Source organism: Niastella sp., from assembly GCF_045805085.1.
Lineage (GTDB): Bacteria > Bacteroidota > Bacteroidia > Chitinophagales > Chitinophagaceae > Niastella.
In genome coordinates this window covers 1-24,535 of sequence record NZ_JBJMLX010000570.1, presented here as the reverse complement: position 1 = coordinate 24,535, position 24,535 = coordinate 1, and the positions used below count along the sequence as shown (strand labels likewise).

The window sequence follows — 24,535 nt, the reverse complement described above, 5'->3', positions numbered from 1 at the left end:
TATATGGTTTTGGTTATACCTGTTGTATTATTTATCTGCCGGAACGTATTTCCCTTTGCGGTGCGGTGAATAATCCCGGGGCCGGGCAACCGGATCCGGCTGGTAATACGTACATACACCTGTAGAATCGTGGCAATTATAGTCGGCACCATAATCACCAACGGGTATATAAGAGTTATTGACGTGAATATATTGAGGCTGGTCGCTGTCTTGCATATAAATGCTGGACGCTACGGCGCCGGTTATGGCAATCGTAATGGCGGTTATATTCAAAATGAGCTTGATCCTTTTCATACCCAGGTGTTTAATGGTTAACAGTAACTGTCCGCAGCGCGGAAGTCATTTGCACGTATACAATACCAGTAAATAACGATTATCCGAATACCTCGTGTATTCAAACATGCGTATTATATAATCTGCCTGTATAAATTAATACTTGCAAGAAGCTAAATAGTTGGAGAGTCACGTTGATCAGAAAATGGCAGATTACCCTTATGAGCTATGAATACAATCAGGCCGAATACCTGCTTTGAGGTTTGAAGTGTACCAGGGAATCTGAATAAAAATAAAGAAGAAAAAGATTCTTTTCAAATAAAATCCCCAAACAACGATCTTTTCAAATCATTGTAAACGTTATATATTCATAATTAGGAGAAAATCAGGAGGGTTCATCGTCGTTATCCCTCTTTTGCAATTGTCTTATTATAGCATTCAAGATAGGAAAACGTAATAACCGGCCTCTTGCTGCCCATACAATTATACCCAGCAGCAAATAAATACCGGCCACGATCAAAAACCCCGAATAAGGTTTTCCAATCCAGTTACTCAAAGCCCAGGCGCCGGCAATACTTCCAAAAATCAAAAACAATAAAAAGAACAGGGCTACAATGGTAACTGCAATCACCTGGCTAACGACCAGCGACGATTTTTCAGCAATTTGAAGTTTGGTTAATTCTACTCTGGTATTGATATACTCTTTTACATGGTCTGTTAACCCTTCCCATTTTTCGAATGAATTACTCATAATGCCAGTTTTGATTTACTATTCCGTTATGCAAGATCCTCGCGTTGCTGTTCCATATCATCCTTCACAGCATTCATTTTTTCCTTCATTTCATTGAATTTATTCTTGATGGCATCGGACATTTTTTTACCTTCTTCATTAATTTTTTTACGGGTTTCAGTACCCTTATCGGGTGCAAACAAAAGACCTACTACTGCCCCTATGGCTGCTCCGGCAATAAACGCGGTTAAAATGTTACTCTTACTCATAACAAAAGTGATTAAGTTAAAAATTAATTAGAACAGGTTTTCTTCCTTACAAAGTTAATTGCCTGTTATTTACCCTGAACTGATTCATATCAGTCTTCCTGAGGCAACCCACCCCCATTTATTTAAATATGTAGAAGCCAGGGAAGCAAATAGAACTCTTTATAAAACAATATATTATAACATTACCAATCCCGGGCTTATGTTGGCATAAAATTTTAAAATCATATAACATTCGTTATATCCCGAATATGAAATCAAAAGAAATGCCGCAGTTAAAAAGACCCAATAACGTCCCCGAAACCTCGTCCAGACGCGAACGAATGAAAAATCCTGTAGAAGCAGATGCTTCTCATCTGTATACGCAACAACTCATCCAGGCATTGCCGGCAGCTATTTATACCTGCGATGCCAGTGGTCATATTCTCACCTATAATAAAGCCGCAGTTGCCCTTTGGGGGCGGGAACCCGAACCTGGAAAAGACGTTTGGTGTGGAGCAAAAAGAATATATACTATGGATGGAAAGGTGTTACCATTTAACCAAAGTCCCATGGCCATTGCTATAAAAGAAGGCAGGGAAATTCAGGATGCCGGGATCATCATGGAATGGCCTGATGGTACGAGGCGAATTGTAAAGCCCCATCCCAGGCCCTTTTTTAATGCCACAGGAAAAGTAACAGGCGGCGTGAATATGCTGGAGGATATCACCGATCATAAGAATATTGAAGAAAGTCACGGGCATTTTGCAGCTATTGTAGAGTCATCTGATGACGCTATCATTAGTAAAACCCTGGGAAGTATTGTCACCAGTTGGAATAACAGTGCTGAAAGGATCTTTGGCTATACGGCTGAGGAAATGATCGGCGTTTCTATTACTAAAATAGTTCCGCCCGACAGACTGGATGAAGAACCACAAATATTGGAACGCTTAAAAAGAGGTGAAAGGATCGATCACTTTGAAACCAAACGCCTTACCAAAGACGGCAGGCTGCTCGATATTTCGCTGAGTATATCTCCCGTTAAAAACAGTAAAGGCGTTATCATCGGCGCTTCAAAGATTGCCCGGGATATCACCGCCCAGAAAAGAGCAGAACAACTGATCAGGGAAAGCGAAGAACGGTTGCGCCTGGCCATAGAAAGCGAACAAAAAAAGGCCAATGACGAGCTGGAAAAAATGGTGGTGGCACGTACCAGTGAATTGCTTACCTCCAACTCGGCGCTCGAAAGATCGAATCACGAACTGGAACAGTTTGCCTATATCGCCAGTCATGACCTGCAGGAACCGTTGCGCAAAATTCAAACCTTTGCCGATATGGTTAGGGAACATCTCGATGACAGCCAACTGACTGAAAAATACTTTAACAAGATCTATGCTTCTGCCAAACGCATGTCAAAACTCATCAATGATGTGCTGAATTATTCCCGGCTTACCAAAACCGGTGAACAGTTTCAAGAAACAGATCTTAATAAAGTATTGAAGGATGTATTATCTGACTACGAGTTACTCATTGAACAGAAACAGGCCGTTGTCACTGCTACTGACTTACCCATCATTAAAGGAATTCCCTTGCAGTTACACCAGCTGTTCGCTAATTTGATCAGTAATTCATTAAAGTTTTCCGAAACCAAACCGGTCATAAGCATTACGTCAACAATGCTGTTGCCATCAGAAATGGTGAACTATCCGCAATTGCAGCAAGACATTGAATATGTAAAACTGGTTTTTACCGATAACGGCATCGGCTTTGAGCAACAATATGCCGAACAGATCTTCATCATCTTTCAGCGGTTGAACAACATGCGCTCTTTTAGCGGTACGGGGATAGGACTAGCTTTATGTAAAAAAATTGTAGATCACCACGATGGGATAATTACCGCTAAAAGCGCTCCTGAAAGCGGAGCCTCCTTTACCATTATATTGCCAATAAACCACCCATGAATAAAGAGCCGACCGATTAAGTAGACCCTCTCACTATTAGTTTTGCAGTTAGCTCTATCTCTGTTTTGGCGATCTTGGTTTCTGTGCTCTCGCATTGTTCCATCAACAAGGCTACCGCTTTTTTTGCAATGGCTTCAACCGGTTGTTGTATGCTGGTAATACCGGGTGGATATATGCGGAAAATATCGTGGTCGTCAAAGCTGATAACAGCAATGTCTTGCGGAATAGCCATTTTCAGGCGATTGATGCTCTCCAGACCCAGTATGGCCAGGTAGTTGGTGGCAAAGAACAACGCATCCAGTTGCGGATTATCTTTCAATAAGGCTACTATCAATTCAACTGCCTCATCGCGTTGATGGGTATAAGGGATCTTCAGGATAATATCTTTATTCAGCCGGATGCCCTGTTTTGAAAGCGCGCTGAGATAGCCATCAAGCCGCTCCTCCATTTGAATAACGTCAAGGTCAACCGTAACAAATCCTATTTCTTTATAGCCGCGGTCAAACAAGTGCGCCATTCCCTGCGCTACCGCCTCGGTATTGTTTACCAACACATGCGATACTTCTACCGAAGGCAAATAGCGGTCAATTAAAACAACAGGCCGGTTTAATTGAACCAGTTGCCGAATATCATCTTCCATATGCGGCGCCGGCGTTATCAGGTATCCATCTACCTGCCGTTGCGACAACATATTGATCAACTCTTTACCTTTCGATGCATTGTTTTCAGTACTGCAATACACCACACGGTAACCGTATTGCTCGGCTTCTTCTTCAATTGTTTTTGCTAATGTGGCAAAGAAAGGGTTGCCGATGTTCTCCACGATCAGCCCCAGTGTTTTTGATTTACCGGTACGTAAACTAATGGCCAGCTGGTTGGGATAATATCCCGCATTGCGGGCCACTTCAATCACCCGCTTTTCAACCGTTTCGCTGATGCGCATTTTGCGGGCCTTACCATTCAATACAAATGATACGGTTGATGATGCCACTCCCGCCATTTGAGCAATATCTTTTATGGATACTTTTTTCATGGTTATAGTTTATCGGGCCAATGCCTGGGTTACTGAAAACGGATAGGCAGCCGGTGTTGTTCCCCGGGTATAAGAAGGCTTATCCTTTACATCGTATAATAATATGCCGCCTTTCTGTAACTGACTGTGATCGATCCAGTTTTTTGGATGCACTACTCCATTCAGTGAAATATTGTGAATATAATATGTGTTCTTATCTGTTGCAGGCGCCTGTATCACCAGCTTTTTTCCATCTTCAAAGGTAAGTATCATTTTGCGGAACAACGGCGTTCCAAAAACATACTGGGTGGTACCAGGACAAACCGGGTAAAAGCCCATGGCTGAAAAAATATACCAGGCGGAGGTTTGGCCATTGTCTTCATCGCCGCAATAGCCATCTGGCGCAGCGTGATATAATTTATTCATTACCTGGCGGATCCAGTATTGGGTTTTCCAGGGCTGGCCGGCATAGTTGTATAAATAGATCATGTGCTGAATGGGCTGGTTGCCATGGGCGTATTGTCCCATGTTCATGATCTGCATTTCACGGATCTCATGAATAACACCGCCATAATAACTTTCATCAAAAACCGGTGGCAGGGCAAAAACTGAATCGAGCATTCTCGCAAACATCTTATTGCCGCCCATGAGGTTCGCCAATCCCTGCACATCATGAAAAACGCTCCAGGTATAATGCCAGCTGTTGCCTTCGGTAAAGGCATCGCCCCATTTAAACGGATTGAACGGCGATTGAAAATTACCATCCTTATTTTTTCCACGCATCAACAGGGTTGAGGGATCAAACAGGTTGCGGTAGTTCATGCTGCGGTGAGCAAAACGCTCAACTTCTTCTTTAGGCCGGCTTATGGCTTTGGCCAGTTGACTTATTGTAAAATCGTCGTAAGCATATTCCAGGGTACGGGCCGCATTCTCATTGATCTTCACATCATACGGCACATAACCCAATTGATTATAATACTGAACGCCTTTTCTGCCTACCGAGCTAAGCGGACCTTCCTGTTCGGTATTCTTTACAATGGCTTCATACAGCGTGTTGATATCATACCCACGGATCCCTTTCATATATGAATCTGCGATCAGCGAGGCGGAGTTGGAACCCACCATACAATCGCGGTGGCCCGGACTGGCCCACTCCGGCAACCAGCCGCTTTCTTTATACGTGTTTACCAACCCCTGCATGATCTGGCTGTTGAGGCTGGGATACATTAAAGTTAAGAATGGGAACACTGCTCTGAAGGTATCCCAAAAGCCATTGTCGGTAAACATATAGCCTGGTAAAACCTGTCCGTTGTATGGACTATAATGTACTATTTCATTAGCCTTGTTGTATTCATAAAATTTACGGGGGAATAACATCACCCGGTACAAACAGGAGTAAAAGGTTTGCAATTGATCGGGTGTGCCACCTTCTGCCAGCAACCGGCCTAATTCGTGGTTCCAGGCCTGGCGGCCTTTTTTACAAATGGCATCGAACGAATCATTGCCCAATTCGCGTTGCGCATTTAATTCAGCCTGGTCAAAACTGATAAAAGAAGAAGCGGTTCTTATATGCACCTGTTCTCCCTTTTTTGTCTTGAAACCAACAATGGCGCCGGTATGGTCGGCTTGGTATTCAAGCGTGTCGGTTGCCAGTGTTTTATCATGCCAGGTATGAGCTATGGTAAAATCTTTATCGAAATAAACAACAAAGTAGTTTTTGAACCCTGCAGGCACTCCCCCGCTATTGGCTGATGAATAGCCAATGATCTTTCTTTCCCCCGGAATGATCTTAATATAAGAACCTTTATTGAATGCATCTATTACAATAAATGAACTGTCGCAGGCAGGGAAGGTAAATCGTAATTGGGCGGCGCGTTCGGTGGGTGTTATCTCAGTGGTTACATCGGCATCAGCCAGATACACACTATAGTAGTAGGGCGTTGATCTTTCTGTTTTATGGGAGAACCAGCTGCCGCGCTTTTCCTGGTCGAAGATCATTTTTTTGGTAACCGGCATTATGCTGAACTGACCATAGTCATTTATCCAGGGCGAGGGTTGATGGGTTTGCTTAAAACCTCTGATCTTTTCTGCGCTGTATTGATAGGTCCACCCATCGCCATTATGATTGGTTTGGGGTACCCAAAAGTTCATTCCCCAGGGCAGCGCAATGGCTGGGTACGTATTTCCGTTAGAAAGATCGATCCTTGAATCGGTACCCATTAACGGGTTCACATAATCCACAGGTTCAACCGGGCTTTGAGTTGTTTGGGCAAAGGAATGTACGTAACAAATCGTTAGTAGCAGGCAAACAATCGATCTCATGTAATCAGTTAATTTAATTGTACCCATAGAGTGTCGGCATGAGTAAATATGTAACAATAATACACATCTAAAACGATTTTGCAAAATTAAAAAACCGCCTTCCTCATATATTTTTTTCTGAAATTGGCAAAAGAGGAGAAACCACAAACGGGGATAGTGTATTTCTGTTTTTGTAACAGATATATAAGATCAACATCATCAATCAGTATGATAGCCTTGTGTATGCAAACTACTTCTTCACGCACCGAAAGCCTGTATGCTCGAGGCCGGTATCGGGTGATGTTTTCATTCGTGCCGATACACGGTAGCTGGCGCAATAGGATGCATGACACAAAAAAGAACCGCCACGTACTACTCTTTTTGGAACCGTGGGTTCATCAGGATCGTAACTGGCGGCAGGCCCGGCGGGGTTTACTGATCTCTTTGCTGCTGCCTGCGTATAATAATCTGACCGGTACCAATCGGAACACCATTCCCAAACATTGCCGGCTATATCGTACAAACCATAGGCGTTGGCGGCAAATGATTTTACCGGCGCTACCCGGGCAAATCCATCAGTTGCCGTATTACGATCGGGAAAATGTCCCTGCCAGATGTTTGCTTTCGGTTGTCCTTTTTCGACAGCCTCGCTTCCCCAGGTAAAGGGCTGATTGGTTAGTCCTGCGCGGGCTGCCCACTCCCACTCCGCTTCTGTTGGCAATCGCTTACCCGCCCATTTGGCGTAGGCCATTGCATCGTCCCACGAAACCTGTACCACCGGGTAATTTTCTTTTCCTTTTATGCTGCTGGCGGGTCCTTGCGGATGTTTCCAGTTAGCCCCTTTAACCCACTGCCACCACTGGCTTACATCATTCAATGCAATAGGTTTTGCCGGTGGGGTAAATACCAGCGAAGCTGCCGTCAGCAGGCTGTCGGCTGGTTTGGGTGTGCCTGGTGGCAATTGTTTTTTTAATTCTTCCCAATCGGGAGTACGTTCTGCTGTGGTTACATAGCCAGTGGCTTTTACAAACTCCATGAACTGCGCATTAGTCACTTCGGTAGCATCCATATAAAAACCATCCACATGAACAGGATGTTGCGGGTATTCATCGGGCCGGCCTTCTTTATCTGCAGCGCCCATTTGAAAATCACCACCGGGGATCTTCACCATACCGGCATAGGAACTCTTTCCATTGGCCACTATTGAATCTGTAGAAGCCGCTGCTGCAAAACGTGATGGCAGATTTGAAGTACAGGACATAATGGTATCGCCTTTAGGAATACTATCTGTCCTTGCTGCCACTTTACCACCTGATTGTTTGCATCCCGCCATTGCTATCACCATAGCTATGGCGCCAATTCCAATTCCGCTATTTATATTTTTACCTGTCCCGATCATTCTGCGTTAGCTGATTTTGTAAACAAAGGAAAATCCGGGCTCTCCTTGTGTTGCTGTTCCATAATTTTTCGAATGGCCTGCACTACATCCGGATGTTTATCCGCCACATTATTCTTCTCGCCCAGGTCTGTTGTAAGGTCATACAACTCGATTGGCCCATTGGGTTGACTGGTTACATTTAATTTTACGCCTTTCCATTTTCCCATACGTACGGCCTGCTTACCACCTTGTTCATGAAATTCCCAATATAACCAGGGATGCATGGGTGCATTTTTTTGTCCAAGCAATGCAGGAACAATTGAAATGCCGTCGATGTTCTTTGGTTTTGGCGCATTAGCCAGTTCGGCAAATGTTGGTAGAAAATCCCAGAAGGCGCCTACGTAATCAGAAGTGGCGCCTGCCTTTATTTTACCAGGCCACCAGGCGATCATTGGTTCGCGCATGCCTCCTTCGTACAGATCTCTTTTAATACCCCGCAACGGGCCATTGCTGTTAAAGAAATCAGGATCGTAACCGCCTTCTTTATGCGGACCATTATCACTGGAGAAGATCACCAGTGTATTTTTATCGATGCCATCTTTCTTCAATTGTTGCAGCACCTGTCCAACGTATGCATCCAGCCGGCTTACCATTGCAGCATATGCCGAGCGGGGATAAGCTTGCGGCGCATAGTTTTTACCATTCCATTTTGATACGGGGATGGGTTTTTCGTTGAGCAGCTTTTTGTATTTTTCAAACAGGCTGTCATCGGGTACCTGCAAGCCAGCATGCGGCAAGGTATAAGAGAGAAATACAAAGAACGGATTGCCTTTATGCTGATTGATAAACTGCAGCGCCTTTTGATGTATCAGGTCTGCCGAGTAATCAGTTGGGTGCTCAGGGGTATTGGCGGCGAAGTCAACCCGGGTATCGTTCTCCCACAAATGATCGGGATAATAATCATGCGCCAGGGTTTGGCAATTGTATCCATAAAAAGCATCGAAACCCTGTTTAATGGGATCGCCTGATGAAGCCACTGGCCCCAGGCCCCATTTTCCGAAATCGCCGGTGGCATAGCCTGCTTTCTTCAGTACTTCAGCAATGGTAATGGCTGAATCGGGAATGGGCCATTGCCCTTCGGGTTGCACGCCTTTATTGCCACGAATAGGTGTATGGCCTGTATGCTGTCCGGTAAGGAAGGAAGAACGGGAAGGTGCGCATACCGCAGTGCCGGCATAAAATTGCGTAAACCGCGTGCCCTGTTTTGCCATGGCATCGAGGTTTGGTGTTTGTATCAGCTTTTGTCCATAACAACCCAGATCGCCATAACCCAGGTCATCGGCCAGGATGAAAATAATATTGGGTCTGCCTGTTTTTGTTTGCTGGGCATTGCTTTGCTGCCATTGCAATAAAATAAAGAAACCTGCGAGGACGATCTGAATACATGATTTGTTCATCTTCATAGCCATTTATTGATCTGTTATGCGGCTTATTACTCCACTAAATTAATAGATTTTACAATACAGATCATATTCTGAAAAAGAATACACTATTGAATAAAAATATCCAAATGCTGGTAAATAACCATTGGAATACTTTATTTTGAAAAAAAATCACGGGATGAATCAAATCATTGAAAAAATTGCACAAACCACCCGGTTTTTAGAAGAGAAAGGATTCACGGGCGCTTCAACCGCTATTGTTTTAGGTACCGGTCTTGGTTCTTTTATTGACCGGGTTGAAGTGATCCGGCAAATTTCTTACAATGAGATCCCGCATTTTCCCACCTCCACCGTTGAGTCGCACAAAGGCAAACTGATACTTGCTTCTGTTGGCAATAAAAAAATACTGGTTATGCAGGGCCGTTTTCATTATTATGAAGGCTACAGCATGCAACAGATCACTTTTCCGGTAAGGGTGTTTAAAGCATTAGGCGTAACCCATTTGTTATTGAGCAATGCATCTGGCGGCATGAACCCTGATTACAAAAAGGGCGATCTTGTTTTATTGACCGATCACATAAACCTGCAACCTGAAAATCCATTGCGCGGGGTGAATGAACCCGGCCTGGGACCCCGGTTCCCTGATATGAGCCAACCGTACGACATCCGGTTAAATAAAGTATTTATTAAAACGGCGCTCGATCTATCGGTGCCGCTTAAACAGGGCGTTTATGTGGCCGTGCCCGGTCCTAACCTGGAAACAAGGGCAGAATACCGCTTTCTTCGCGTGATCGGGGCTGATATGGTAGGCATGAGCACCGTTCCGGAAGTAATTGTAGCCAGCCAGATCGGGCTGTCCTGTGCGGCTGTTAGTGTAATTACCGACGAATGCGATCCCGACAACCTGCAACCGGTGAATATTGAAGAAATAATTGCCGTGGCCGCCAAAGCCGACCAAAAGCTGAGCACCGTTTTTAAAAGCGTTATTGAACAATTATAGCGTTTGCCTGCTGGTGGTTGACTGGCCGCCGATCAACGACCGCAAAAGATTGCAAAGCTCTGCGAACCGGGCTGGTTTTGTAATAAACGTTACGGCGCCTAATTCTTTTGCGTTGGCAATATCGACCGGGTTTGAACTGGTGGTATATATAATCACCGGGAGGTGTTTCAGGTTATCTGTCTGTTTTATTTCTTTCAGAAATTGTAGACCGCCCATGCCGGGCATATTGAGGTCAACAAAAATATAGTCAGGGAATGTATTGGCTGTTGAGAGCATGTTCAGGGCCTCGTAGCCGTTGGTAGCCGTTATTAATTCAAGGTCTTCATCAACCTTTGCCAGCGCTGATTTGAATATTTCATGATCATCTATGTCGTCATCTACCAAAAACAGCAGTTGATTTTGAAGCATTGATAAAAAGTTTCAGAAAATGTGATAGTCTACGTCTTTGTCAAGGTAAGTTTTTTTTCAGAAAATCAGTTCATCTTTTTAACAGCGGTAAAGGGCCAAAAATATTTTCTGTTATCTTCGGCACTATAACTCCCGGTTATGACCCATCTTTCCAAAATTTTCTTTTTGTTTTGCAGCTTGCTGCCTGGCGCCTGTTCAAATCATATGACATTAAATAAACTGAAAGACCAGATCAACTCCAAACTGGCAGAACAACCCGGCAATTTTGCCGTGGCGTTTAAAGACCTTTCAACCGGAGACTCTTTACTGATTAACGAACAGGAATTTTTTCATGCTGCCAGTACCATGAAAACGCCCATTATGATTGAAGTATACAAACAGGCCGCTGCCGGTAGGTTTTCCCTGAACGATTCCGTTGTGCTTAAAAATGAATTTAAAAGTATTGTTGACAGCAGTTTGTTCAGCCTGAACGCCAAAGACGACAGCGACACATCGCTGTACCAGCATTTAGGTGAGCAGATCTCCCTGTACAATCTTGTATACGACATGATCATCAGGAGCAGCAACCTGGCCACCAATATGGTAATAGAAATGGTAAATGCCCGTAACGTTACACAAACCATGCGGCAGCTGGGCGCTAATAAAATACAGATCCTGCGGGGTGTGGAAGATAGTAAAGCTTTCGACAAGGGTTTAAATAATGTCACCACAGCGAACGACCTGATGGTTATTTATGAAAAAATGGCGAAAGGCGAACTGATAGACAGCGCTTCTTCACAAGCCATGATTAAAATCTTATTAAACCAGGAATTCAATGAGATCATTCCTGCCCGCTTACCTAAGGATGTAAAGGTGGCGCACAAAACGGGGAATATTACCCACGTTCTACATGACTCCGGAATTGTGTTCCTTCCCAACGGAAAAAAATATGTGCTGGTGATCTTATCAAAAAACCTGCAGAACGAAGCCAACGCCAAAAAGGCAATGGCCGAAGTGTCGGAAATGATCTATAAGTATGTGAGTACGCCCAGGGAATCTTAATGATTGTGTTGTTGCGCCTGTTGTTCTAACCGTTCATTTTCATTGGGGCAATGAATGGTTTCCGATTCCAGTTCAATAGTGCTGTGGTGAATGTTGTGATGCATTAATTCATGCTTGAGCTGTTGGATCACTTTTAATTTTTCATCGAATGGCAGGCGGTCATCGACGATGACATGGGCGGTAAGCGCATTTTCGGTCGTGCTTAATGGCCAAATGTGAATGTGATGCACATTGACGATATGTTTAACGGATAATATAACGCGGCTTATTTCATCCAGCTCAATACCAGCCGGCACTCCATCAACCGACATTTTAAAACTATCGGTAAATAACGACCAGGTGCTGATAAGGATGATGATCATGATTGCCAATCCAATAGCAGGGTCTAACCAATACCAACCGGTGTAGGAAATAACAATACCGCCAATTACCACGCCTACCGATACCAGGGCATCGGCCAGCAAATGCCAATAGGCGCCCTTTACATTGAGGTCAGTGTCTTTATGTCTGAAAAAAAGAAAGGCTGAAACGCTGTTCACTACAATACCCAGCGCAGCTACCCAGGCAATGCCGGTACCCTGAACGGCTGGCGGCGCATGCAGGCGCAATACCGATTCGTACCCCAGCATACCAATAGCCAGCAGCAGCAACAGGGCATTTAAAAAGGCCGCTAATACAGTTGTTTTCTTAAATCCGTAAGTGTACCGGATGGTAGCCTGCCGGTGGGCGAGTTTAAAGGCGATATAGGAAAGCAGCAAACTGGCTACATCGGCCAGGTTATGACCGGCATCGCTCAGCAGCGACATGGATTTATAGGCCAGTCCCGCCACTACTTCTACCACTACGAATAATACATTAAGGGCTATACCTACCTGAAAAGCCTTCAGGCTGGCTTCATTAAACGATACGGCATGGGAATGACCGTGGTTTGCATGTGAGTGGTCGTGCGCCATAAGGCAAAGGTACAAGAATCAGGGAACAAGGCATAAGGGCCTACAATTCAGGCAACCTGTATTTTATCGAAAACTCCGAATTGCAAGACCTGAGCCTTGGATCCTGGAGCTTGTGTCTTAAAAAAAGCAGGTGGTAGAGACCACCCGCGAGTCACATGAGAAAAATTCTAATACCGCAACTGGTTTTATATGATCCAGGGATGAGTTGCGATAGGCTATAGAAATTAAATCCCCGGAGTTCGTTAATTATCTTACTGCCTTTGAATAATGCAATGGACGTTTGTGCAGAATTTCCATCAGCAGTTCAAAAAGATCATTTTCCCTGTAATTGTACCTGAACTCGGTTTCCTTTACGTGCAGGTACAGGGTGCCGCTGTTTAAACCACGGAATTTTATCAACCGCGATTTCAGCATGCCCCAGAATAAATCAATTTCATCGAGGTTTGTTTTGCCACGCGATACCCCCGTTACCGAATCGTTGGTACGAAACAAACGGATGCTGTTAAAATCGGCAATGCCATTGTACATGTGAAGGCGATACTTTTCAACAATGTCGCGTTCGCCTTCCGTTTTTCCTTTTAACCAATCGTACATCCATTCCGAATCAATATTGGCAATCTTGTCGGTGTAAATGGTTTCATCGTTTTTAAAAATGCCGTAAAACGATTTCTTTGAAGCTTCGCCATTAGTGGCCACTTCGCCATTTTCCGAAACATGATAAACCGTTGTTCCATTGGTGAAATGAAATGGATTTCTTTCCTCGCAAAATTTTGCGATGTGTGTACGAATTAGCTTGAAATACGCATTTACCGTAATTCGGCTAATTCCTGTGATGTTGGCGATCTGTGTGGCTGTCAGATCTTCTGAGAATAATTTAATAAGTTCCCGAACTTTCCGCTCAGAAAGATGGGCACCTTTCAGATATCTGTTTTTCATGGCTGCTTAGGTGTTTGAAGTACGTAACTCTACGTAAATAAGACAATTTTTAGTATATGCCCCGTGTTAAAATATTACAAACGGCAGAAGGATAGGATGTACGATACAACCTACTTATCTTGTAGAATATAAGGAGAAATAAAATTATCTTGTAGAGTATGTATGGCTCGTTTTTACGAGAGCAGTAACTGTTTAATTTTTGCTGCCACTTTTTCGCTATTTGGTAACATGGCCTGCTCCAGTTGCATGTTCATAGGTACAGCAGGAACATTTAATGCACCCATTACTGTAACCGGTGCATCGAGCCATTGGAAACATGTATACGATATTCTTCCTGCCAGTGCTTCTGCAAAGGAGTTGTTCTGTTGTTCTTCAGTAAGCACCAAACATTTACCATGTTTTTTTACTCTTTCGAAGAGGAGCTCTTCATCAAGTGGGAACAATGTACGCAAGTCAATAACGTCAACCTGCCCGGGGAAATTTTTCGCTGCAGCACGCGCCCAGTATACACCCATGCCATAGGTTATTATGCAACATGATTCGCCGTTAGTAATGTTGGTTTCATCAGCTGCTATAACCAATGCTGCTTTACCTAAGGGCAGTATATAATCTCTGGAAGGCTCAATTGTTTTTGCATCTTCTGTACCAGGCACTTTGCTCCAGTATAATCCTTTATGTTCAAGCATTACTACCGGGTTGGGATCAAGGAATGCGGCCTTCATTAAACCTTTCATATCTGCTGCATTGGAAGGATAGACCACCTTGATGCCTTTGATCGATAACAGTGTTGTTTCAACACTTCCACTATGATAGGGCCCACCGCCGCCATAAGCGCCAATAGGCACGCGTATTACTGTTGCAACAGGGAATTTACCACAGCTCAGATAACTCGATTTCGAAATCTCTGTCACCAACTGATTAAAGCCCGGATATATGTAATCGGCAAATTGTACTTCAACAATTGGTTTCACCCCTACGGCGCTCATACCCACTGTTGAACCAATGATGTATGCTTCCTGAATGGCGGTATTAAAAACGCGGGTATCGCTGAACTTCTCTGCGAGGGTTGCCGCCTCACGAAAAACACCGCCCAGACGCCGGCCCACATCCTGCCCATACAATAGGGCTTCAGGATAATCTTCCATTATTTCCCTGATGGCAAACAAGGCCGCATCCACCATAATGATCTTATCATTGCCGAATGGTTGCCGTTGTCCTTTTTCTTCGGTAACAGGTGTTGGTACAAACACATGGTCTGTTACGGTCGCTGTATCTGGTTCGGGTGCTTCAGCCGCTTTTTGAAACTGCTCGTTCACCGCTGCCCAGGCTTCCTTTTCTATGCTTTGTAATTGTTGTGAATCGACGCCAAACTGTAATAAACGCAGCCGCAATTTGGGCAGGGGATCGTTCGACGCATGCTTTTCCAGGTCTTCCTGAGTGCGGTAAAACTCCCTGCGCACCCCACTGGTATGATGGCCCAGTAAGGGCACTTTTGCCTGCACCAGGTAGGGCGTTCTATGCTGCCGTACATACTGCACCACGCGATGCATGGTATCGAAGCTTTCTTCAAAATTGCTGCCGTCGATCCGTACACGGTCAAGGCCGGGAAAGCCTGCTGCATAATCGAAGGCATCCATTACGCGCACTTCTTCAGAAGTAGCGCTTATACCCCAGTTGTTATCCTGCACCAGGTAGATAACGGGCAGCTTCTTTAAGATCGCAAACTGGAATGCTTCACTCACCTCGCCTTCGGTTACGCTGGCATCGCCTAATGAACAAATTACCACTGGTAATTCGCCACCGGGGCCTTTTACTAATTTATCGGAATTTATCTGTTCCAGGTATTGTATGCCTTGGGCAACACCGGTGGTTGGTATTACCTGCATGCCAGTGGCGCTGCTCTGATGTATAATGGTAGGTTTATCGGCCCCGCGGTAATTGGGGTGGGAATAATATTCGCGGCCGCCGGTAAAGATATCGTCGCGTTTGGCCAGCAGCTGCAGCATTAATTGGTAGGGAGAAAAGCCGAGGCCCAGCAGAATGCTCTCATCCCGGTAATACGGGCTTATATAGTCACAGGGTAATACTTGAAAGGCAGTGGCCAATTGAATGGCTTCATGGCCTCGTGACGTTGAATGAACGTATTTACAAATGGCGCGGTTTGCTTCATAGGTGTCGGCCATGGCTTTGGCGGTACACATAAGGCGGTAGGCCTTCAATAATGTGTCGGTGTGCATCATAGATAACCGGCAAAAATAGTAATAACAAATGTTAGTTTGGACTGGGATTTTTGAGATTTTTGGGATTTGTGGGATATGAACCTAAATTTTCGAAATAATGTCTCTGATTCAGCTGGCATATGCTCTGAACGCTTTGATTTTCCCATACATTCCAATTATCCCAGTACAGACAATAAAAAAGCCTCTCCCGAAGAATCGGGAAAGGCTATTTCCTTGTAATGATGATCTATTTGTTATTTGATCTCTAAACTTAATAGGCTGTCGTCTTCGATAAAAGCTTCCAGCTCGTCACCAACCACACATTCGCCTACTCCCGCCGGTGTACCGGTAAATACGAGGTCGCCGATGTTCACTGAAAAGTAGTTGGAGATATAGGCCACTACTTTATCAAAGTTATTCATCATTAACCCAGAATTTCCCTGTTGCACCAGTTCCTTGTTTTTATATAAACAGAAGTTGATGTCTTTTTTGTTTTTGACATTCGTAAAAGGGATCCACTTGCCAATCACTGCTGAATTATCCCAGGCTTTTGCTTTTTCCCAGGGCAACCCTTTTTCTTTCAACTCATTTTGAATGTCGCGCGCAGTAAAGTCGATACCAACGGTTACAGCATCGTAATACTTGCTGGCAAATCTGTCCTGAATGTATTTACCATTCTTCGATATACGCAATACCAGTTCACATTCGTAATGTAATTCGTTTGTGAACTCGGGGTAATAAAAAGGGGTATGAGCCTGAAGTAATGCACTCTTAGGTTTCATAAAAACTATAGGTTCATCCGGAACCTCGTTACCCAGTTCTTTTGCGTGAGCCACATAATTACGGCCTACACAGAAAATTTTCATACTCAACAAAGGGTTTAATTGAGATAATTGTTTTCAAGTTTCATGCGCCTGGAAAAGCCGGGGGTACGTGGTCATAGAGATATTGAATACCAGAATATTACTCACCACAAATATTGGCCTTGCGAAAATAAAGATTCAAATTAACAAATCATAGTGTAAACTCCAATTTATTCGCTTCATTCATAGTTCGTTCGATGCCAATAGTGATAAAATTTTCTACCACCTCCACACATTTTTCAACCTTTCGTTTTACTAAGGGCGATTCCTCGGGCGTCCAGCGGCTTAGCACAAAATCAGCCTGCGCTCCTTTGGGGAAATTGTTACCGACACCAAATCGTAATCGGGGGTATTTATCGGTAAGAAGGGTCTCCTCGATGCTCCGCAATCCATTATGACCGGCACTACTACCCGAAGATCGAAGCCGTATTCTGGAAAGCGGTAATGCAATATCGTCTACTATTACCAATAATTGTTCCAAAGCGACCGATTCTTTTTCCATCCAGTACTTTACGGCCTTGCCACTCAGGTTCATATAAGTGGTAGGCTTGATTATCGTCAACTTTTTGCCCTTCCACTTCATCTCACAAACGTGTGCCAGCCTTCCTACCCCAAAAAGGCCGCCGTGCTTTTGGGCAAAAGCATCCACTACATCAAAACCTATGTTGTGACGAGTATACGCATAATCTTCTCCAATATTACCTAATCCTATTAAAAGGAATTTCATAACGGCAATAGTTGAATAATGGGTGGTGGGGTAAGCTACATGCAGAAAAGGCCAAAAATGATCAAAACAGTCTTAAAAGTCAAGGGTCAAATTAGGCAATCCGGCAAATGGATCAAATAGTCATATCAGGTCACCTGTTAATTGAGTCGCACGTCAATTGGGGGTGGTCAGTTTCAGTAAAAAAGGTCAAATCAGTCAATGATCCCTATTCTCAGTTCCTCATGTGACTCACCTGACCTCTTTATATTTCGATGTAAAAGCCCGGTTTTACCGGGCTTTATAATAACATTATCAAACTTACTTTTTAGCAGCTGGTGCTTTTGCAGCAGGCGCTTTTGCAGCAGCAGCGGCAGCGGGCGCTTTAGCTCCGGCAGCAGGCGCAGCAGCTTCTTCCTGTTTCAACTGACGCGTCATTACTACTGATGCAATGGGAATACGCGGTGAGTTGAGAATTTCATAATCAGGCTCCTTAACATCTTCAACGCGAATGTTACCATTCAATTCCAGGTTGGTAATATCCACCTCGATGTTTTCTTTCAGGTGCTGAGGAAGTGATTTCACTTTTAATGATTTCACCTTTGTAATAAGGCGACCACCATCTTTTACCCCAATTGAAACGCCGGTAAATTTAATAGGAATGGTTGCAATTACCGGTCTGTCCTGTACCATTTCCAGAAAATCTACGTGTGACAGGCTATCTGATACCTTATCAAACTGCAGATCCTTCATGATACATTTGTAGCTTTTTCCGTCTACTTTAATTTCAGCAAACTGGAAATCAGGAGTATATACGATGGATTTGAAAGCCAGCACAGGTGCTGAGAAAGCAATTTCCTGTGTACCGCCGTAAATTACACCAGGCACCAGTCCCTGAGAGCGAAGTTGTCGGGTGGCTTTTTTCCCGGTTTCGGTCCTCAGTTGTCCTTCGATTGTAATTGTTTTCATTGTTTATGTTTGTTTAAAAATTCCTTCTTTTAGCTGTTTCTTCTTTGGCTATGTATAAACAGCCCGGTGATACTTCTGTTCTCATACGCATTGCGAATAGCTACAGCAAACAGTTCGGCAACGCTTAAGATCTTCACTTTTGAGATCTTCTGTTTCATGGGGATCGTATCGCATACTACCAGTTCTTCCAACACACTGTTCTCAATATTTGAGTATGCATTCCCACTTAAAACCGGGTGTGTACACAATGCACGAACGCTACGTGCTCCTTTTTCCTTCAACAAACCGGCTGCTTTTGCCAGTGTACCACCTGTATCACATATATCATCTATCAACACAATATCCTTGTCGGTAACGTCACCAATCACCACCATGCTGGCAATTTCATTGGCCCGTTTACGGTGCTTATCGCATATTACCATTTCTGCATTAAAGTAAGAGGCTATTTCACGAATGCGATTGGCACTTCCCACATCGGGGGCCGCGAAGGTAAGGTTTTCCAACTGAAGTTGTTGGATATATGGAATAAAAATAGCAGAACTGTCGAGATGGTCAACGGGAATGTCGAAATATCCCTGGATTTGGGGGGCATGGAGGTCCATGGTAATCACCCGGTCGGCGCCGGCAGCCACTAACATGTTGGCAACCAGTTTAGAACCAATGGCCACGCGGGGCTTATCCTTCCGGTCCTGCCGCGCGTAGCCATAATATGGGATTACCGCCACCACTTTATAGGCCGAGGCCCGCCGGGCGGCATCGATCATTAATAACAATTCGAGTAAATTTTCGGCAGGTGCAAAAGTACTTTGCACCAGAAAAACCATATCACCCCGGATGCTTTCCTGAAAAACAGGCTGAATTTCTCCATCACTGAACTTTGAGATGGTTATTTTTCCAAGGGTGGCGCCGAATTTTTGAGCTATTTTCTCGGCCAGGTATTGTGATCCTGTACCTGAAAAGATCTTACTTGACATTTGCATACCGCGATAAAATGTGCGGCGAAGATAACAAGTAGCGTGGGATTTGCCCGACAACCTTTGGACAAAAAATTTATTTCACCTTGATAATTAAATAGGAACTCAATGGAAACTGATTAATCGGTGCATCCCCAAATGATGCGCTTACTTGGTTACTGTCAGCAAAATATTCGAATTGCCCGGTGTCATCACAGCTGTTCTATGATTCGATCCCGCTTCTTTCGCGATCTTTTTGGGATAGAATGCATAAAAAATGGCTGAACAAATAAAAATGGAGAAGAAAAGGGCAACAAAATACATACCTATACAAAAAAGAAAAGGTTGATAACCTCCAATAGCGGCTAAAGTAGTCTTTCTGTTCATGGGGATATAGATTAAGTATTTACAAAAGATTTGGATTTCTATATAAAATGGTGCACAAAACTAGTACATAACGCACATTTTGTGGTTATAGTATTTGTCCGAAAAATAGTAGAAACTTTTGAACTATGCAAGAACCTAAACTTACAATAAAAGAATGGGCTAAAGACGACCGCCCCCGGGAAAAGCTGCTAGGGAAAAATCCAGCCACTTTGAGCGACTCGGAACTGCTTGCCATCCTCATCGGAAACGGTCATCGACAAAAGAATGCCGTTGAACTGGCAAAAGAGGTTCTTCGACTGGGCAAGAACAACCTAAATGAACTAGGTAAAATTACCATACAGGAAATGATGAGTATCAAAGGAGTAGGTAAAGTAAAGGCCATTACTATCATTGCCGCCCTTGAGTTGGGTCGTCGCCGCCAGGCCTCCCTCTTTCTTGAAAAACCGTATGTAAAGAGTAGCCGCGACATAGCCAACTACCTGCAAGCGCTGTTGCGAGACCTGCCCAACGAGGTGTTTGCCGTGGCCTATTTAAACCAGGGCAACCGGATAAATCATTTTGAAATAATAAGCAAAGGCGGTATTACGGGAACCGTGGCCGATCCCCGGGTAATTTTAAAAAGGGCAGTACTGGAAGACGCGGTTAGCCTGATCCTTTGCCATAATCACCCTTCGGGCAGTTTACAACCCAGCAAAGCCGATCAGGACCTTACCAAAAAAATGAAGGATGCAGCCAAACTGTTCGACATTTCCCTCTTCGACCATATTATAGTGAGCGAAAACGGCTATTTCAGCTTTGCTGATGCAGGCATGCTTTAATTACGCCTGGGCGGTAGGCCCTCCGAAATTCATGGGAATCTGCACATCTTCCAGGTCCTGGATCTTTCCATTGGCGGCTTCAAAACGCTGGATATTCTCCGTTAAGGCCTTCATAAAGCGCTTGGCGTGCTGGGGTGTTAATATAATACGTGATTTTACCTTGCTTTTAGGCGTGCCAGGCATCACATTCACAAAATCTATTACAAACTCGGCGTGGGAATGGGTAATGATGGCAAGATTGGCATATTCCCCTTCTGCTACTTCTTCTGATATTTCGATATTAAGCTGATTTTGCTGCGGGTTTTGATCTTCCATCATTAAAAGTTTAAGACTCAAAAGTAAGAAACCAGGCGCTAAGGGGGAAACAAAATTAAAAAAGCAGCCCCGACGGTTTGGTCAGGGCTGCTGCTTTTTTTTATGAAAAATGATCTTGTACTAGAATTTATCCCAGAACAATTTGAACTCCACTTTATCACCACCCATTTTGGCAGCAGCTGTGGTATAGTTGGTACCATTTAACTGCTGCTCGTTACCTGGGTAAGGGAAACGGTTGGGGAAACCTGAAATAGCTTTTACCACCGGTGTCAGCTTCGGATAGTCAAGCCTTCTTATTTCGGTCCAGCCTTCGAACGGACGGTTATATAAAGCGATCCACTTCTGGAATCCGATCTTTTGTCTCCAGCCACCAGTGGCAGGCGCGGTAGTATAGGCCACCCCTGGCTGTGCCAGGTAAGCAGCGGCCTGGGCCGATGTTCCACCCCAATAAACAATGGAAGCAGCGATGGCATTATTATAATGCTGTTCGGCAGTACCGGCAACATTATAGCCACGTTCTATGGCTTCGGCCCGTAAAAATTCTGTTTCTACATAATCAAGAAAGATATAGACAGAATCGGCAGCAGAGATCCTTGAGCTGGGACGACTGAAATCTTCAAAAGTATTCGACGCTCCTACAATGCCTCCGGCATAATTACCGGCGTCGTTGGGGGTGAAAAATAAAGCTTTGCGGGGATCGTTTAAACTGATCAATGGATCCATCAGGTCTTTTGCAGCAACATAATCTGAACGGCCTCCCGATACAATATCTGTATACAGAGGACTTTGGTTAGGGCTGTTCGCCAGGTATCTAAAAAATGCGTTCTGCTGGTAGGAAGAATAAGCATTTGGCTCGGATGCTTCCACAATGGCTTTGGCAGTTGGGTTATCTACATCGGCCAGCAGTATACCCATTTTAAATTGCAGGGTATTGGCAAATTTTATCCAATTGGTAATACTGCCTTTATTTAAGACATCATCTGCAGATGCAAAACCGGTGGAAGTGGTCTTTAACTTGCTGATGTCGTCTGCCAGTCTTTTTAACAAGTCAGTATAAACGGTTTTGGCATCATCATATGCCGGGAACACGTTTTCACCATCCAAAGCCGCTGTGTAAGGGATATCGCCAAACGTGTTTATCAGTACATTGTAAGCATATACCTGCATGATATCAATAATAGCCAGCTGGTTTTGTTTAATGCCTGGATCTAAAAAGGCATCGGCAGTAATGAGCCTTGAGCCTTCTGCCAGGTCTTTTAACACATCGCGATAGAATCTCGTCCACCAGGCTTGTGGAATAGCACGGGTAGTAAAATTATACTGCGCTTCATCCTGATAGGTGGCCATAGCCCAGTGATTAACGGTAAACCTGAATACATTTACGTTTACACTGGCATTGATCAAGCCATCGGCCATATTCCTTGTTGCATTGGAAAACAGCATTGATCCCGGAACTATCGTTGGCTTTTTTGTATCGTTATTAAAGCGGGAGATATCTTTTGTACATGCCGCTAACAGTAATACCGGCAATGCTAAATATAAAATCTTTCTCATGATTTGTTTCAGTTTTAGAATTTCAGTCTAACATTCATACCGATAGAACGGGTTGTAGGATAAGCACCACTTTGCATACCTATTAAGTTACCAGCAGACACTGTTTCTTCAGGATCAGCATAAGGTAAGTTTTTGTGGATGATCCATAAGTTGCGGCCAAATACAGAAACGTCAATTCCTTTGATGGCTTTAACCTTTCCAAAAATGCTTGATGGTAATGAATATGAAATATTAGCTTCTCTTAATTTAACATAACTGGCATCGTAGGTATACGCAGCCTGAGGCAATTGCGGAGAGTTAGCGTCTACAACTACGCGTTTGGTGTTTGCTTTACCATCTGCTGTTACCCCCTGGAATACTACACCACCACCATCGGCCAAACTGTTACGAACGGGATTGCCCAGGTCGTTTAAACCAGCCGATTCTTTATAAACACCGGTACCCTGTGCGTAGAACTGGTCGAGTGACCAGAGGCTACCACCCTGTTTCACATCGATCAGGAAGCCCAGTGACAGGTTTTTATATTTAAAGGTATTGTACACACCACCGATCCAGTCGGGGTTAACATCACCGAAAATATTGGTAGTAGTGGTAGTAGTTACATAATAGCCCTTATCGTTAATCAGCCTTTTGCCATCTAACATTTCATAGGTTTTGCCCTGAATAGTTCCGTAAGCCTGACCTACAGAAGCGTTAATGCTTACCCCACTCTGGAATGAACCCAACTGCAGGTTCTGCGCGCCACCATTCAATGAAAGCACTTTGTTACGGTTGCGGGTCCAGTTTAAGTTAATAGTCCATGAGAAATCTTTTGTACGAACCGGTGTACCATACAATGACAATTCAACACCTTTGTTCTCCACTTCACCGGCATTTATCCATTTCTTGGTATAACCAGAGGCTGCGGATACTTCAGCATTAATGATCTGATCAACTGAATTGGTTTGATAGTAAGTAACATCAAAACCTAACCGATTTTTTAAAAATGCCATTTCCAACCCTATTTCGCGGCTTTTGGTGCGTTCAGGTTTAATATATAGATTATTCTTGGTATCGGTTACGGAGAACAAGATGGCAGAGCCAAACGGTGTGGGCTGATCGTATACATCTTTTACAATACCAAATGGGGCATTATTACCTACTGTTGCATAGTTTACCCGAAGTTTACCTGAAGACAACCAGGGTACAGTAGTAAGGTGGTGCGAAAACACCCAGCTGCCTGATACCGCATAATAGTTATAGTCATTATTAGAAACCGGCAAAGTAGAGGCCCGGTCAGCGCGGAAAGTAGCGTCCAGTGTTAAGTAATCCTGGTAGCTCAGCGTTAAACCGCCAAAATAACCATCCACTGCAACGGGCGAATAAGTTTCAACCGGCGCTACCGTTCCTTTTGAATTTGAAATGGCGTATAATTGGGGAACGATCATCCCACCAGAAGTAGTAGCCAGGCTTGAGTTCGAATTACTCCTACGCAAATTGGTTCCTAACAGGGCCTTGAAATTAAGGTCCTTGGTAAGGTTTTTATCAATATTGGCCATCAGGTCGTAGTTCAACTCGTTGAAAGTACGGTCGAAACGGGTATAGCCTGATGTACCCTGGCTACCCACTGCAACGCGTTCTTCCTGTAATTCGGAATAATTATCAACCGAAACACGGCCCAGGAAACTTAACCAATCAGTTGCTTTAAAATCAAGAGATGCGTACCCAAATACACGGCTACGCCAATCGGTTTCATAGTTCTCATAAACAGTCCAGTAGTAGTTATCTGTATAAATGGGAACTAAACCCGTTAATTCATTGGATGGGCTTTTCCAGTTCCAGGTAATGTTTTTACGATTCCTGAAATAGGCGTCTTTTTGTTCTTTTATATCAACGTTTGTTTCATACCACTGTCTGAAGTTTTGGTTGATATTACGGCCGCTATAACCAGTGCCATACCGGCCCCTGCCATCTACTTTGGAATAGTTAACAGAAGCGGTGGCCGTTAATTTAGGCGTAATAGCATAAGTAGTACTGAAGTTTACAATATTTTTCAGGAGGCGGCTGTTTGGCAGAATTCCTTTCTCTTCGTTAC

22 protein-coding genes and 1 pseudogene are annotated in these 24,535 nt (G+C 44.0%); 4 read left to right on the top strand and 19 right to left on the bottom strand.

The window, feature by feature from the left end; translation table 11 throughout:
* Nucleotides 1-27 precede the first annotated feature (27 nt).
* The 3 genes from ACJ751_RS29595 to ACJ751_RS29585 all read right to left on the bottom strand — a co-directional run bounded on the left by ACJ751_RS29595 (nt 28) and on the right by ACJ751_RS29585 (nt 1,272).
* Nucleotides 28-294: a DUF6520 family protein gene (locus ACJ751_RS29595; RefSeq protein ID WP_407749153.1), complete on the bottom strand. Its 267-nt coding sequence runs from the start codon at nt 292-294 to the stop codon at nt 28-30.
* Between the two features lie 364 nt (nt 295-658).
* On the bottom strand, nt 659-1,024 hold the full coding sequence (locus ACJ751_RS29590) for a phage holin family protein (RefSeq protein ID WP_407749152.1): 366 nt from the start codon (nt 1,022-1,024) through the stop codon (nt 659-661).
* 26 nt (nt 1,025-1,050) lie between these two features.
* Complete coding sequence (locus ACJ751_RS29585; RefSeq protein WP_407749151.1) at nt 1,051-1,272, bottom strand: YtxH domain-containing protein; 222 nt, start codon at nt 1,270-1,272, stop codon at nt 1,051-1,053.
* Nucleotides 1,273-1,520: 248 nt separating this feature from the next.
* On the opposite strand from ACJ751_RS29585, the gene ACJ751_RS29580 reads away from it, so the two are divergent.
* Nucleotides 1,521-3,209, top strand: a complete 1,689-nt coding sequence (locus ACJ751_RS29580) for a PAS domain S-box protein (RefSeq protein WP_407749150.1) — start codon at nt 1,521-1,523, stop codon at nt 3,207-3,209.
* 16 nt (nt 3,210-3,225) lie between these two features.
* Here the strand turns inward: ACJ751_RS29580 and ACJ751_RS29575 are convergent, their stop codons facing one another.
* The 4 genes from ACJ751_RS29575 to ACJ751_RS29560 form a co-directional block, all read right to left on the bottom strand.
* A complete protein-coding gene (locus ACJ751_RS29575) occupies nt 3,226-4,242 on the bottom strand; it encodes a LacI family DNA-binding transcriptional regulator (RefSeq protein ID WP_407749149.1) in 1,017 nt (338 codons plus the stop codon).
* Nucleotides 4,243-4,251: 9 nt separating this feature from the next.
* Nucleotides 4,252-6,543 (bottom strand): GH92 family glycosyl hydrolase, encoded by a 2,292-nt coding sequence (locus ACJ751_RS29570; protein WP_407749148.1) that lies wholly within the window; start codon nt 6,541-6,543, stop codon nt 4,252-4,254.
* A gap of 229 nt (nt 6,544-6,772) precedes the next feature.
* Entirely contained in the window at nt 6,773-7,921 is a 1,149-nt protein-coding gene (locus tag ACJ751_RS29565; RefSeq protein WP_407749147.1) for a formylglycine-generating enzyme family protein, read from the bottom strand.
* On the bottom strand, nt 7,918-9,363 hold the full coding sequence (locus tag ACJ751_RS29560) for an arylsulfatase (RefSeq protein ID WP_407749146.1): 1,446 nt from the start codon (nt 9,361-9,363) through the stop codon (nt 7,918-7,920). Before ACJ751_RS29560 ends, ACJ751_RS29565 begins: the two co-directional genes overlap by 4 nt.
* 157 nt (nt 9,364-9,520) lie before the next feature.
* Here ACJ751_RS29560 and ACJ751_RS29555 point away from each other — a divergent pair, with 157 nt between their 5' ends.
* Nucleotides 9,521-10,342 (top strand): purine-nucleoside phosphorylase, encoded by an 822-nt coding sequence (locus ACJ751_RS29555; RefSeq protein ID WP_407749145.1) that lies wholly within the window; start codon nt 9,521-9,523, stop codon nt 10,340-10,342.
* On the opposite strand, the gene ACJ751_RS29550 is transcribed toward ACJ751_RS29555, so the two are convergent.
* Entirely contained in the window at nt 10,337-10,750 is a 414-nt protein-coding gene (locus tag ACJ751_RS29550; RefSeq protein ID WP_407749144.1) for a response regulator, read from the bottom strand. The two genes, ACJ751_RS29555 and ACJ751_RS29550, sit on opposite strands and share 6 nt — an antisense overlap.
* A 204-nt stretch (nt 10,751-10,954) precedes the next feature.
* On the opposite strand from ACJ751_RS29550, the gene ACJ751_RS29545 reads away from it, so the two are divergent.
* Nucleotides 10,955-11,791 carry a serine hydrolase gene (locus ACJ751_RS29545; protein WP_407749143.1) on the top strand — a complete coding sequence of 279 codons (837 nt, stop codon included), beginning with the start codon at nt 10,955-10,957 and terminating at the stop codon, nt 11,789-11,791.
* Here ACJ751_RS29545 and ACJ751_RS29540 read toward each other — a convergent pair.
* From ACJ751_RS29540 to ACJ751_RS29505, 8 genes are all read right to left on the bottom strand, one after another.
* Nucleotides 11,788-12,744, bottom strand: coding sequence for a cation diffusion facilitator family transporter (locus ACJ751_RS29540; RefSeq protein ID WP_407749142.1), 957 nt, complete (start codon nt 12,742-12,744; stop codon nt 11,788-11,790). The two genes, ACJ751_RS29545 and ACJ751_RS29540, sit on opposite strands and share 4 nt — an antisense overlap.
* Nucleotides 12,745-12,990: 246 nt before the next feature.
* Nucleotides 12,991-13,680 carry a hypothetical protein gene (locus ACJ751_RS29535; protein WP_407749141.1) on the bottom strand — a complete coding sequence of 230 codons (690 nt, stop codon included), beginning with the start codon at nt 13,678-13,680 and terminating at the stop codon, nt 12,991-12,993.
* 173 nt (nt 13,681-13,853) lie between these two features.
* Complete coding sequence (locus tag ACJ751_RS29530; RefSeq protein ID WP_407749140.1) at nt 13,854-15,920, bottom strand: thiamine pyrophosphate-dependent enzyme; 2,067 nt, start codon at nt 15,918-15,920, stop codon at nt 13,854-13,856.
* Between the two features lie 233 nt (nt 15,921-16,153).
* Nucleotides 16,154-16,765 (bottom strand): fumarylacetoacetate hydrolase family protein, encoded by a 612-nt coding sequence (locus ACJ751_RS29525; RefSeq protein WP_407749139.1) that lies wholly within the window; start codon nt 16,763-16,765, stop codon nt 16,154-16,156.
* Between the two features lie 148 nt (nt 16,766-16,913).
* Nucleotides 16,914-17,489: an aminoacyl-tRNA hydrolase gene (gene pth, locus ACJ751_RS29520; RefSeq protein ID WP_407749138.1), complete on the bottom strand. Its 576-nt coding sequence runs from the start codon at nt 17,487-17,489 to the stop codon at nt 16,914-16,916.
* 297 nt (nt 17,490-17,786) lie between these two features.
* Entirely contained in the window at nt 17,787-18,434 is a 648-nt protein-coding gene (locus ACJ751_RS29515) for a 50S ribosomal protein L25 (protein ID WP_407749137.1), read from the bottom strand.
* Between the two features lie 29 nt (nt 18,435-18,463).
* Nucleotides 18,464-19,414, bottom strand: a complete 951-nt coding sequence (locus ACJ751_RS29510) for a ribose-phosphate pyrophosphokinase (protein WP_407749136.1) — start codon at nt 19,412-19,414, stop codon at nt 18,464-18,466.
* Nucleotides 19,415-19,555: 141 nt separating this feature from the next.
* Complete coding sequence (locus tag ACJ751_RS29505; RefSeq protein WP_407749135.1) at nt 19,556-19,774, bottom strand: hypothetical protein; 219 nt, start codon at nt 19,772-19,774, stop codon at nt 19,556-19,558.
* 125 nt (nt 19,775-19,899) lie between these two features.
* On the opposite strand from ACJ751_RS29505, the gene radC reads away from it, so the two are divergent.
* The gene (gene radC, locus ACJ751_RS29500) at nt 19,900-20,592 is read left to right on the top strand and encodes a DNA repair protein RadC (protein WP_407749134.1); all 693 of its coding nucleotides are present in this window, start codon (nt 19,900-19,902) and stop codon (nt 20,590-20,592) included.
* Here the strand turns inward: radC and ACJ751_RS29495 are convergent, their stop codons facing one another.
* From ACJ751_RS29495 to ACJ751_RS29485, 3 genes and pseudogenes are all read right to left on the bottom strand, one after another.
* Nucleotides 20,593-20,907: a DUF3467 domain-containing protein gene (locus ACJ751_RS29495; RefSeq protein ID WP_407749133.1), complete on the bottom strand. Its 315-nt coding sequence runs from the start codon at nt 20,905-20,907 to the stop codon at nt 20,593-20,595.
* A 120-nt stretch (nt 20,908-21,027) separates the two neighbouring features.
* A complete protein-coding gene (locus ACJ751_RS29490; RefSeq protein ID WP_407749132.1) occupies nt 21,028-22,461 on the bottom strand; it encodes a SusD/RagB family nutrient-binding outer membrane lipoprotein in 1,434 nt (477 codons plus the stop codon).
* Nucleotides 22,462-22,475: 14 nt separating this feature from the next.
* Nucleotides 22,476-24,535, bottom strand: a pseudogene (locus tag ACJ751_RS29485) (SusC/RagA family TonB-linked outer membrane protein); the annotation flags it as partial.